The following is a 12370-nucleotide window of genomic DNA, read 5'->3' on the forward strand; positions in this document are numbered from 1 at the left end:
CAATGCTATGCCCCGGGGACGGCGTTACCGCCGCTCAAGCAACCAGAACAGCTCGTGCCGCCTGACTGCCTTGCGAAAGAACTCGTTCTCGCCGTAGGGGGATTGTACCCTACTAGCCATAAGCCACTGTATTGAACGACGCAGTCGGCGCTTGAACGCCGCACGCGGCTGCAAGTCATGCATCATGCCCAATGCCATGGCCTTGTCGCGCTGTTGCTCCAATGACAGCGACAGGCAGTAGGGTCGCATCGGCTGCGCGGCATCGAACACCGGCGGCAAGGCAACCCCCGCACCGGAATCGCCCATGGGCCAGCGATCATTGTCATGCAGGTGGTTGGCATAGCCCAGCAGCGTCGTCGGCTGCCACTCCAAACCCTGCAAGGCCTCCATCACCGCTGCCTGGGCACAGATATGATCAGGGTGCGGATCAAGAGAGGGATGTGGCAGGACAATCACCTGTGGCCGGGCCCGGCTCAACAGTTCGCGCAGGTCGGCCAGCAGGTTGTTCCAACTGGGCACGCCGTCGTGGTCACCGGGCAAGGGGAACGGATTGAGCTGGCGGAACAGGCGAATATCGTCCAACTCGGCTTCACGGGACGCCACCGGCTGGTCCGGTGCGGCCTGCATGGCCGGCAGTTGCAGGCAGAAATAGCCGAGTTGCACGCAATGCTCTTGCGGCACGCCAGCCCAGCGCGGCACCGCAATACTGTCCCAGGCCCGCAGGCGCCCCTTGAGGCGAGCCGCGTCGGCACGGGGCAGCCCCATCGACTGGTAATGCTCGGCCTCGATCTCGCCAGCGGTCAGGGTTACGATCCAGGTTTCATCGGCCTGACTGTACAAGCCATAGGCCGCCAACTCGGCGTCGTCGGCATGGGGAGCGATCACCATGACTCGCTGGCGCCGCAGGTCCGGCTGGCGAAAAACCCACAGCACCGGCTCACCCACCAAGCGACAGAAACGCCCACGCAAGCGCAACGAACCGGCTGTCAGTGCCGGTGCGAAGCCAGCCAGGTTCAGATAGCGCAAACCGTTGACGCCGCGCTCGAAGGTCTGGCGATCGGCGGATTGCGCGTCCTGGATTTCGACGGCCGGATCGAGGAAGCGTCCCAACCAGCGGCTCTTGAGCCTGATGGCCAGTACCAGGGTTTCATCACCGGTCAGCGCAAGGGCCCCGTCCAGCCTCAACAAACCAGCATCCAGGCGACCAGTCAGCTGCTGACTGCCTTCGGGAAAGGCATACTGATAGTCGTCACCCGGCGAATAGAACAGGTGATCGGCAAACCAGGCCTCATGGGCAACCCAGGCCAGCACCGCCAGAACCAGAGGCAACCACCAGGCCACCAGCAGGCCGACCACGATCAGCAGGACCAGGCCAATCAACAGCGCCAGCCGCTTGTTGCGGCGATGACGCTTGAGCAATTGCTGCTTACGGCTCATACCTTGAACACCGGCACGGGGTTGCACCAACGATCCTTGTACTCACGGTCCGCACGCCCGAACGAAAAGCGCAACGCCTTGCCTCGTGCCCGGGCGTCTTCCCATGCACTCTGGGTGTTGAGAAAGCTCAGCACACTGCCGGGGCTGAAGGCACGGGTCTCGGGATCGACGCCACCGTTGATGTATTCGATGCTGATCCACTCCGGCGACTCGACGCGGTAAATCAACTGCACGGCAATCGGCGCATCATTGAGAAAGATCACCGAGCCGACCAGCAGTTCGCGCAGCAGTTCGACGACCTCGGCCATGCGCGCCGCACCAGTCGCGGCGAAGCCCCAGCGCCGCTGGAACAGGTCGCAATAGATCGCCGCCAGTTCGCTACTGGAGAACTCGCTGACCGGGCGCACCACACCGCCCGCCTCTTCGAGCAGACGCAGTTCACGGCGCTGGTTGTAGCGAAACTTCTTCGACAGGTCTTCCGGCGTCCGCGCCATCGCCAACTGTTCGGCCTGAGCCTGCAGACCGCTGAAACGATCGACGTTCAATTCGGAGAGATAACGGCCGCGGTGGCGCAGCGGCGCCTGCGCGCCCGCCGCTGCCGGCAGGATCAGCTCGGCGTTGCCCAGATCGAACAGGCCTTTCTTGCCCCGGCGCTTGAGCACGTCCTTGGAGAGCGCCAGATCACGCCCCCAGGTCGGGATCGCGGCCCTCAGCTCGCCACCCTGCTCGAAAGCCAGATAGCGCACCGGAATTGCGGCGAGGCCAGCCAGGCGCTCGACCACCAGCGGGTGCGTCGCGACGCTGCCGCCGAAACGCTGCCAGGCTTCGCTGTAGGTGGCGGCATCCACCACCGACCAACCACGCTCGCGCCAACCCTGGAATAGGTTGAGCATCAGGCCTCCGCCGTCAGGTCGGTGACTGCTGGCAACTGCCAGAAGGTGCCACGGACCGCCTGGTCCGAGAACCGCTCATGCAGTCTGGCCAGCATCAGCTCGGTACAGGCCAGGCGCTGTTCGTCGTCCAACGCCGCCAGGTGCTGGAGGCCCTGCGCCAGGTGCTCGGCATCACCGAGCGGGAACAGAATCCCCACGCCCTCGACCACTTCCCGGGCACCACCACAGGCGGTAGCCAGCAACGGCACACCAGCGGCCATGGCTTCGAGCAGCACCATACCGAACGGTTCGTGATCGGAACTCAGCGCAAACACGTCGAATGCCCGGAAATAACGACGAGCCTCCGGAACCTGGCCGAGAAACAGCACCCGCTCGGCAACCCCAAGCTCACCCGCCAATACCTTCAGGTCCTGCTCCAGGCGGCCGGTACCCAGGATCGCCAGCAGGCTGTTGCCCGGCAGCCGATCAACAGCCTGGGCAAACCCACGGATCAGGGTTGCCTGGTCCTTGTCGGGATGCAGCCGGCCAACGTTGCCGACAATCCAGGCATCCGCTGGCAAACCAAGGGCCGCACGCGCTTCGGCGGCCGGAAGCTGCGAAGCTTGCAGGGCGTCGATGTCGATGCGGTTGTAAAGTGTGCGAATCCGTCCGGTCGGCCACTTCGGCAGGCACTTGCGCATCTCGTCGCGCACCGCATCGGAGACGCCGAGCAGGCTCAGGCGCTTGCGAAACAGATGGGCGAACAGCCTGCGACTGCCCCGTACATAGTCACCGAACGCATGATGCACGCCGATAACCGGCAGCGCGGTACCGAGCAAGGCGATATAGATCGGCTTGAAACGATGGGCGACGCAGAAACTGAAGTCGCGCGAGGCGGCAATCTTGCGCAGGTCGCGGATGGCGCCGAGCTTGAGGCCACGGATAGCCTTGGAGCTGTACTCCATGAACAGCACTTCATCCGAGCCACAACCCGCAGCGACTTCCGCATCGGCGGACCCGGTGAGAAACACTGTGGTCACCCGGTAGCCGGTCCCCTTGAACAGGCTGGCGTACTGACGGGCACAATCGAGGAATGGCCCGTCATACCCGTGGCAGAACTGCAGCACATGGCGCTCAGCCGAGCGTGTCATAAGCGTCCGCGCCGTCTTTGACCACCAGGATGTCTTCCATGATCAGGTACTGCAGGTCCGAGCCGAAGAACATGTTCAGTGCATCGGTCGGCGAGCAGATCATCGGTTCACCGCGACGGTTCAACGAAGTGTTCAGCGACACGCCGTTGCCGGTCAGGGCTTCCAGCGCCTTCATCATGTCGTAGTAACGCGGGTTGTATTCGCGCTTGAGTACCTGGGCCCGGGAAGTGCCGTCTTCGTGAACGACTTCCGGCACGCGAGTCTTCCACTCCTCGGCCACCTCGAAGGTGAAGGTCATGAACGGCGCCGGGTGATCGATCTTGATCATCTGTGGCGCGACGGTGTCGAGCATCGACGGGCAGAAAGGCCTCCAGCGCTCGCGGAACTTGATCTGATGGTTGATCCGGTCTGCCACGCCGGCGACGCTCGGGCAACCGATGATCGAACGACCGCCCAACGCGCGTGGACCGAACTCCATGCGGCCCTGGAACCAGGCCACCGGGTTGCCGTCGACCATGATCTTGGCGATCTGCTCCGGCATGTTATCCAGCTTGCGCCACTTCGGCGCATCCGGATGCCGGGCGCAGGCCGCGATCACGTCTTCGTTGCTGTAGGCCGGGCCGAGGTAGACGTGTTCCATCTTCTCCACCGGCACGCCGCGGGCATGCGAGACATAGGCCGCCGCGCCCACCGCGGTGCCGGCATCGCCGGAGGCCGGCTGGACGAACAGTTCCTTGAGGTCATCGCGGGCGATGATCTTCTGGTTCAGCTTGACGTTCAGCGCGCAGCCGCCCGCGAAGGCCAGCTTGCCGGTTTCCTTGAGGACGTCGCCCAGGTAGTGGTCGATCATCTGCAGCGCGAGCTTCTCGAACAGCGCCTGCATGCTGGCCGCGTAGTGGATGTACGGTTCGTCGGCGATGTCGCCTTCGCGCTTCGGACCCAGCCACTCGATCAGTTTCGGCGAGAAGTAGAAGCCCTTGCCCTTTTCCTTGTAGCGGCGCAGGCCGATGACGTTGGCATACTCGGTGTTGATCACCAGTTCGCCATTCTCGAAAGAAGCCAGCCGCGAGAAGTCATACTTGCTGGCATCGCCGTAGGGGGCCATGCCCATGACCTTGAATTCGCCATCGAGCATTTCGAAGCCAAGGAACTCGGTGATCGCGCCATACAGGCCGCCCAGCGAGTCCGGATCGAAGAACTCCTTGATCTTGTGGATCTTGCCGTTTTCACCGTAGCCGAAGAAGGTCGTGGCGTATTCGCCCTTGCCGTCGATCCCGAGGATCGCGGTCTTCTCCTTGAAGCCGGAGCAGTGGTAGGCACTGGAAGCGTGGGCCAAGTGATGCTCGACCGGCTCGATCTTGATCTTCTTCGGATCGAAGCCCAGTTGCTCCAGGCACCAGACAATTTTCTTGCGATAGCGCTTGTAGCGGCGGTTGCCCATCAGGATCGCATCGAGGGCACGATCCGGGGCGTACCAGTAACGCTTGGCGTAGTGCCAGCGAGCCTTGCCGAACAGGCTGATCGGGGCAAACGGGATTGCCACCACATCGACGTCAGACGGTTTGATGCCCGCCTGCTCCAGGCAGAACTTCGCCGACTCGTAGGGCATGCGGTTCTTTGCATGTTTATCGCGTACGAAGCGCTCTTCCTCGGCGGCCGCAATCAGCTTGCCGTCGATGTACAGGGCTGCGGAAGGATCATGGCTAAGGGCGCCGGACAGGCCAAGAATCGTCAATGCCACAGGGGTCTAGCCTCTATTAAGTCTGCATGCAGGCGGCGATGCGCCTTGAGAAAATGTGTCCTCGCAAGGGGCGAGAAACAGCTAAAGGGCGGGATTATAGCGCAAAAGCAGCGACAAGCCTCTAGCGGCAAGCCGGGAGCGGCCGATCGCCGCGCCGCAGGGGCTCGCGGCGATCGCGTGGTCAGTTGGTCGGTTCGATAGTCCTGGGCAAGCGACCGTCGATGACCTGGTACAAGGCGCTGCTCTCGGGCCAATTACGCATGAACCGCGCACGATCACGAGCATAGGCCGGCGCGAAGCTGCTGTTCGAATGATGCTGATGCACGGCATCCAGATCGATCAGCGTCCAGCGCTCCTCGTGCCAGAACAGGTTGTGCCCCTTGAAGTCGCCATGACTGATACGTTCGCGGATCAGCTCGGCAAACAACTGCTCCAATGCCTGCAACTCGCTCTCGGGCACCGCGCCATTTTCAACGTAGGGCGCAAAGCGCTCGATGATGTCCGGCCCCGGCAGATACTCGGTGACCAGATAGGCCTGGCGACGCAACCCGAAAAAGCGTTTTTCCAGAACCGCCAGCGGCTTGGGTGTGGCAATACCGAGAAATGCCAGGCGATTACCCTCGCGCCACGAATGCCAGGCGCGACTTGGGCGCCAGAAGCGCTTGAGCCAATGGGCAAAACCCTTGATGTTGTAGCGCTTGAGCAGCAGGGTCCGGCCATTCGCCTCGATCCGGCCAACGCTGGCCGCACCGCCGGTCTTGTACAAATGCCCCTGGTCAAGCAGGGTGTCCGCCTGGGCCAGCACCGGCAGCAGGGCAGTCTCTTCCTCGCGACGAACGGCGCATAAGGCGAACAGCCCGCGCCGCACGCTGAACAACGTGCACTCACGCCCGACCTTGGCGAGAAAATCCTTGAGCCGCCAGCCGCGAATTCTTTCGACCTGCTTGAGCAGCGCCTCCAGTGGCAAGGCATGTTCGGCATTGCTCAACAGGTAGTGCACCAGCAACTCTTCGATGAACGGTTCGAAATGCCTGGGCAACTGGGCGAAAAACACCCCGAGGTTTTCCAGCACTTTCTGCCGGGACAACGGCTTGCCCGCTTCTTCGGCACGAATTCCTGCGCCATCGATCAGGTACAGCTTGCCGCCATGACGCAGCAGGTTGTCCAGATGCAGGTCTTCCTGCCACAGACCCTTGCCGTGCATTTGTGCGATCACCCCCAGGGCTTCCCCCAGCACCAACTGCTGCTCATCAGCCAGGACCGGTAACATCTCCACCTTCTGCCAGGCATCGGCCAGGCTCTCGGCACCCTCCAGGAATTCGAAAAGCAGCCAGCCGCCTTCGCCTTCCTTCAGGCCGTCAGCCAGCAGCAGCGGCGTCGTCAGCCCCTGCTCAGCGAGCGACCGCACACCCTGCAACTCCCGCTGGAAATGCCGGGCAGCCTTGCTACCCACCAGCAACTTGGCCAGCACCATACGCCCGCGCCAGACCCCGGCACCGACATAACGCTGGCCAGGCAGCACTCGCAACAGGCTGAGCAATTGCAACTGCCCAGGCCCGGCGGCATCTGCCAGCTCAATGCTCAAAGGCAGGACTGGCGTCCTCCCCGCGGACTTCAACTCGGACAAACGCATCAGCGACTTCCCTTCTTGCTACGCCGCGCACCCAGGCGCTGGAGCCAGGCGTCCACCAGCGAGCTGTCCACCGGCTGGTCGAGATAGGCCGCCAGCAACGTACGCACATCGGCCTCGCTCCAGACTGGCGCCCGACGCAGCAACGGTTCCAGGTCCTTGACCCGATCACGCTGGCCAAACAGCAAAGGCCGGGTTTTCTCCAGGTCGATCAACTGCGCCTGGTAACCGCTTGCCGTTGCCTGCAGGAAAATATGCTTGGGATAGAAACACCCGTGGACCTGCCTTGCCCCGTGCACTTGCCGGGCCAGCAGGCCACAACAACGCAGGATGGCCTGACGCTGCACCGGGGAAAGTTGCGACCACTGCTCCAGCAACGAGTCCAGGTCGCTCCAGCCATCCAGCGCCCGGGTCAACAGCACGGCCCGACGCTCACCTCTCACCACGCGCTGACCGAAGAACGCCGCCTGCAACGCCGGAATACCCAACTGCTGGTAACGACTGATATTGCGGAACTCACGAGCGAAGGTCGGCTCGCCCAACGGGCTGTGCAGGGTTCGCGTCAGGTAATTGCTCTGGCGCTTGAGGTAATACCCCTGGCCTTCCAGCTCCAGCCGGTACACGCTGCTCCAGCCACCGCCACTGGTGTTGGGCTCGTCCACCGCCTCAAGCTCCTTGCTCCAGAGCGCATCGAAGTTGCCGAGCCCGTTGCGCTCCAGCAATGGGCGGTCGACAGCCGCCAGGAAGTCGGTCATTCCCGTCCCTCGAAAAATCTCAACACATGCCGGATGCGCTTCTTGTCCGCGGCATTCAGGCGCGTACGTTGGCGATACTGCAGGTAGAAACGCAGCCGCTGGGTCGCCGACAGGTGATACTTGGCAACCTTGTCCAGGCAAGCCAGATCCTTGGTGATCCGGTAGCGCAGCCAGAAGCCGCGCCAGAACTCGCCGTTCGGGCAATCGATCAGGAACAGCCGGGCCTGGTCATCGACCAATAGATTGCGCCACTTCAGATCGTTATGGGTAAAGCGCTGGTCGTGCATGATCCGCGTGCAGCGTGCCAGTTGCCGACTGATGCCATCGACCCAGGCACGATTGCGCAACAACGGGTCATTGCGGTTGGCCAGGGCCGAAAGGTCTTCGGTGTTGGGCAGTTCGCGAGTGATCATGGCGCCCCGGTGATAGGCCGCGCCACGACGCTCCAGGCCCCAGCCAACGACGTCGGCAGTCGGAATGCCCCACTTGGCGAAACGCTTGAGGTTCTGCCATTCGGACTTGACCCGAGGCTTGCCCACATAACGGCGCATGCCCTTGCCCGCACCATGGTAGCGCTTGACGTAATAGTTGACGCCATCACGCTTGACCCGGATGACCTCGGACAACGGATCACGCGTCAACCGCTCGCCCTCAAGGGCGAACACCGCTTCCAGGCTACCAAAGTCATCCGCCAGCGCTGCGTATTCGGGCTCCAGTTTCCAACCCGGCATCAGAGCGCATCCCCGTAACGTTGCTTGCGCTGGTACAGCCGCTCGGCCTTGCCTTCCAGCCAGGCCAGCAAGGAAGCTTCTTCGCGCAGAACCTGACGCAGCGGTTGCTGGAAGTAACCACGCAGGAAGCGCAGCTTGTCGCGTCGGGTCAGGCCGATATCCAGCGCCGAAAAATACAAGGCCGCCAGGTCCTTGTTGCGCCAACGGCGGGTGATCGCCGGACGGGTCTGGGCCCGGTGCAGGTCGATCACCGACAACTTGAAGTCATCGGCCGTGACCGGCTTGTCGGTATGCAGCAGGAAATGGCAGATGTAGCAATCGCGATGATTGACTCCGGCGCGATGCATCATGCCGGTCATGCGCGCCACTTCCGCGATCAGGGCGCGCTTGAGGCGCGGCTCTGGCGGCTGCCGGACCCAGTCGATGCTGAAGTCTTCCAGGCTGATGGTTGGCGCCAGCTCCTCGGTGACGATAAAGGAATGCTGGCCGGCAGGATTGCTACCGCGCTCGCCATAGGCAACTGCGGTCATGGTCGGCACACCCGCTTCATGCAGGCGCTGGATCGCCCGCCACTCCTGCCCGGCCCCCAGGACCGGCAGCTTGGCAGTGAACAGGTTCTTGAAGATCTCACCCCAACCGATGCCACGATGGATCTTTACGAAAAAACCATGGCCGGCGACTTCGGTACGCAAGGTCCGGCGCGCCTCCAGCTCACGGAAAACCTCACCCTGCAAGCGCTCGACCTCGGCGAACGCATCGCGTCCAGCCCACAGGCTCTTGAAGGGCTCGGCAAGAATCAACTTCATCGATGCTGCTCCGCCAGAATCACATCCGCAGCGTGCTGCGGCATGCTATAGAGGTCGGCCGTCTCGGCGAAGGCCAGACCGTTGCGGCTCCATGCCGTGCGTGCCGTCTCGTCGGACAGCATCCGGTTCAGGTATTGATTGAGCTGGCCCTGCTCGAAAGGTTCGTCCAGCACCAGGCCGCCATCGGCCTCGGCAATGTAATGGGCATACCCGCAGACCGCACTGACCAGCACTGGCAACCCGGACACCAGCGCCTCCAACAGCACCGTACCGGTGTTTTCGTTGTAGGCCGGATGAATCAGCAGGTCGGCGCCCAGCAGGAAACGCGGGATATCGCTGCGCCCCTTGAGGAACTGCACATGCTCGCCCAAGCCCAGCGCAGCACTCTGCACCTGGAATACCTTGGGGTCGTCCTGGCCAATTACAAATAGCCGAGTGCGTTTTTTCAGTTCCGCAGGCAATGCCGCCAGGGCCTTGAGGCTGCGATCGACGCCCTTGGTCTTGAACCCGGAGCCGATCTGCACCAACAGGTACTCGTCGTCCGCCAGCTTGAATTCACGCCGGAACTCGGCGCGGATCTCGGCGGCATTGGCCGGTGCGCGCCGATCCTGGGCAATCCCCGGCGGCAGCAGGTGAAAGCGCTCCAGCGGGGTGTCGTAATGCTTGATGAACAGTGGCTGCTGGACCTCGGAGATCATCAGGACCTCGGTTTTCGCATCCCGGGCAAACACCGCCCGCTCGTATTCGGCGAAGTGCTTGTAGCGACCCCAGAAACGGTACAGCGAATGGCGCAGGTTCTGCGCCTTGTCCTCGAAGCAGCCGTCGGCGGCGTAGTACACGTCCAGCCCCGGCATCTTGTTGAAGCCGATCAGCCGGTCGACCGGACGCTTGGCCAGGTCGGCCTCCATCCAGGCGCTGAGTTTCTCGTTGCGTCGATGATTGGAGAATGCCTTGATCGGCACCACCAGCACTTCGAAGCCTGGCGGGATGTCACCCTCCCAGATCAGCGTGTAGACGCGAATCTGGTGCCCGCGCTTCTGGCACTCCAGGGCAATACGCATGAAATCGCGCTGCAGGCCGCCGAACGGAAAGTATTTGTACAGGACAAAAGCCAGTTGCATCAGTGCCGCTCCTCGGCCAGTAACAAGGCGGTCAGCCGGCTGGCGACACGTTCGGGGTTGAGTCGCGTGAAGCACAACGGCAATTCGCGCCTGAGATCGAAGCGCTTCTGGTCTTCGGGGGTCGGTACATAGGTGCATTTCTTTTGCAGGCAGGGCGCGCAGGGAAAATCGCTCGCCAGGTGAATCTGCGATTTGCCGTAGGCCCCGGTGAGCCCCGGATTGGTCGGACCGAACAGCGACAGGGTCGGCACATCCAGCGCCGCAGCCAGGTGACCAAGACCGGTATCCACCGCGACACAGGCGCTGGCGCCGGCAAGCACCTTCGCCACGCCGGCGAGATTCAGCTTGGGCAGCACCACTGCATTTCTAAGACCACGGGCGATACGCTCGGCGCGGGCCTTCTCGTCCGGATTGCCCCAGGGCAGGCGTACCTCCACCCCCAGGTGCCCCATGCGTTCGCCCAGTTCGCGCCAATAGGCTTCAGGCCAGTGCTTGGTGTCCCAGGTGGTGCCGTGGAGAAACAGCACGAACGGATTCCTGCGTGGCAACTCAACCAGCCGCTCGACATCCAGCCCATAGTCGCCCAACCCGCTGGGCAGGTCGTAGCCGAGGGCGACCGCAAACAACTGGCGCACCCGCTCGACCGCATGCTGGCCGCGGGCAACCGCCAGGCGCCGGGAATAGAAACGGCTGGCCAGCGGCTCACGGGCCGAGTGCTGGTCCAGGCCGGCAACCGGAGCCTTCACATAGCGGGTCAGGAACGCGCTTTTGACCAAACCCTGGGCATCGATCACCAAGTCGTACTTCGTTGCCCGCACGCTTTGCTTGAAGCGTTTCCACTCGCCACTCTTGACGGTCTGCCAAAGGTTCTTGCGCCAGCGACGGATCGCCACCGGAATCACCTTGTCCACAGCCGGATGCCAGCTCGGAATTTCGGCGAAACCCTCCTCGACCACCCAGTCGAAGCGGATGCCGGGAATGGCCCGGGCCGCATCGGTCAGCGCCGGCAGGGCATGAATCACGTCCCCCAGGGAGGACGTCTTGACCAGCAATACGCGCAAGTTACTGAACCTCGACCGGGGCGCCCTGCAGACGCTGCAAAGCCTCATTCACAGGCGCAGGCAACAGCTGGCGCAGGCAGTTGTAATGACCGAAACGGCAGGTACGGTCAAAGCACGGACTGCAATCGAGGCCGAGGCGGACGACTTCCACCTGGTCCGCCAGCGGCGGCGTGAAGCCCGGCGAGGTCGAGCCATAGACCGCCACCAGCGGGCGGTTCAAGGCCGCAGCCACGTGCATCAGCCCGGAGTCGTTGGACACCACCGAGTCGGCACAGGACAACAGGTCGATCGCCTCGGCCAGCGACGTGGCGCCGCTGAGGTTCACCGACTCCTCGCGCAGGCCGGGGATCAGCCGCTGGCGAATGTCCTCGCCGACCGCATGATCGTTCTTCGAACCGAACAACCAGACCTGCCAGCCTTCGCGAATCTTCGCCTCGGCGACTTTCGCGTAGTGCTCCGACGGCCAGCGCTTGGACTCGCCGAACTCGGCCCCCGGACACAGGGCCAGCACCGGACGATCGAGCACCAGCCCGAACTTGGCCAGCGCTGCTGCGCGGCTGACCGGATCGATCTGCAACCGCGGACTGGGATAAGGTTTTGGCAGTTCGGCGCCCGGCTCATGGGCCAGTGCCATGAACCGCTCGATCATCAGCGGGTAGCGTTCCTTGTCCAGCTTGCGCACGTCGTTGAGCAGACCGTAGCGGAACTCACCACGCCAGCCGGTGCGCTTGGGGATACCGGCAAAAAACGGCACCAGCGCCGATTTCAGCGAGTTGGGCAGCAGAATCGCCTGGTCGTACTGGCCGGCCAGGGACTTGCCGATCTTGCGCCGAGTCGCCAGGTCGAGCACACCGTGGCCGAGCGGAAAGCTCAAGGCCGCACGAACTTCGGGCATGCGTTCGAGGATCGGGCGACTCCATTCGGGAGCCAGCACATCGATCTCGCACTGCGGGTGGCGTTGCTTCAGGCACTGGAACAGTGTCTGAGCCATCACCATGTCACCGACCCAGCTGGGCCCAACGATGAGAATTTTCATAAATATTCCGGAAACGATCAGGGAGGCCT

The 12370-nt window shown here is 63.0% G+C and carries 11 protein-coding genes; all 11 read right to left on the reverse strand.

Translation table 11 applies throughout. The annotated features are described in order from the left end of the window. Positions 1 to 24: 24 nt before the first annotated feature. Complete coding sequence (locus AC6I6U_RS00840) at positions 25 to 1437, reverse strand: PIG-L deacetylase family protein (protein ID WP_497880206.1); 1413 nt, start codon at positions 1435 to 1437, stop codon at positions 25 to 27. Beyond that, positions 1434 to 2330, reverse strand: a complete 897-nt coding sequence (locus tag AC6I6U_RS00845) for an antimicrobial resistance protein Mig-14 (RefSeq protein WP_497880207.1) — start codon at positions 2328 to 2330, stop codon at positions 1434 to 1436. The genes AC6I6U_RS00840 and AC6I6U_RS00845 overlap by 4 nt, the downstream gene beginning before the upstream one ends. Then, the gene (locus AC6I6U_RS00850; protein ID WP_497880208.1) at positions 2330 to 3460 is read right to left on the reverse strand and encodes a glycosyltransferase; all 1131 of its coding nucleotides are present in this window, start codon (positions 3458 to 3460) and stop codon (positions 2330 to 2332) included. Before AC6I6U_RS00850 ends, AC6I6U_RS00845 begins: the two co-directional genes overlap by 1 nt. Continuing rightward, positions 3444 to 5201 carry a carbamoyltransferase family protein gene (locus AC6I6U_RS00855; RefSeq protein WP_497880209.1) on the reverse strand — a complete coding sequence of 586 codons (1758 nt, stop codon included), beginning with the start codon at positions 5199 to 5201 and terminating at the stop codon, positions 3444 to 3446. The genes AC6I6U_RS00850 and AC6I6U_RS00855 overlap by 17 nt, the downstream gene beginning before the upstream one ends. A gap of 181 nt (positions 5202 to 5382) precedes the next feature. Further along, on the reverse strand, positions 5383 to 6834 hold the full coding sequence (locus AC6I6U_RS00860) for a lipopolysaccharide kinase InaA family protein (RefSeq protein ID WP_497880210.1): 1452 nt from the start codon (positions 6832 to 6834) through the stop codon (positions 5383 to 5385). Then, on the reverse strand, positions 6834 to 7586 hold the full coding sequence (locus AC6I6U_RS00865) for a lipopolysaccharide kinase InaA family protein (protein WP_497880211.1): 753 nt from the start codon (positions 7584 to 7586) through the stop codon (positions 6834 to 6836). Before AC6I6U_RS00865 ends, AC6I6U_RS00860 begins: the two co-directional genes overlap by 1 nt. Next, positions 7583 to 8317, reverse strand: a complete 735-nt coding sequence (locus AC6I6U_RS00870; protein WP_497880212.1) for a lipopolysaccharide kinase InaA family protein — start codon at positions 8315 to 8317, stop codon at positions 7583 to 7585. Before AC6I6U_RS00870 ends, AC6I6U_RS00865 begins: the two co-directional genes overlap by 4 nt. After that, the gene (gene rfaP / locus AC6I6U_RS00875; RefSeq protein WP_497880213.1) at positions 8317 to 9123 is read right to left on the reverse strand and encodes a lipopolysaccharide core heptose(I) kinase RfaP; all 807 of its coding nucleotides are present in this window, start codon (positions 9121 to 9123) and stop codon (positions 8317 to 8319) included. Before rfaP ends, AC6I6U_RS00870 begins: the two co-directional genes overlap by 1 nt. After that, on the reverse strand, positions 9120 to 10244 hold the full coding sequence (locus tag AC6I6U_RS00880) for a glycosyltransferase family 4 protein (RefSeq protein ID WP_497880214.1): 1125 nt from the start codon (positions 10242 to 10244) through the stop codon (positions 9120 to 9122). Before AC6I6U_RS00880 ends, rfaP begins: the two co-directional genes overlap by 4 nt. Next, positions 10244 to 11305: a lipopolysaccharide heptosyltransferase I gene (gene waaC / locus AC6I6U_RS00885; RefSeq protein WP_497880215.1), complete on the reverse strand. Its 1062-nt coding sequence runs from the start codon at positions 11303 to 11305 to the stop codon at positions 10244 to 10246. Before waaC ends, AC6I6U_RS00880 begins: the two co-directional genes overlap by 1 nt. A 1-nt stretch (position 11306) precedes the next feature. Then, positions 11307 to 12341: a lipopolysaccharide heptosyltransferase II gene (gene waaF, locus AC6I6U_RS00890; protein ID WP_497880216.1), complete on the reverse strand. Its 1035-nt coding sequence runs from the start codon at positions 12339 to 12341 to the stop codon at positions 11307 to 11309. Positions 12342 to 12370 lie beyond the last annotated feature (29 nt).

This window comes from Pseudomonas sp. UTLPPB19802, from assembly GCF_059730225.1.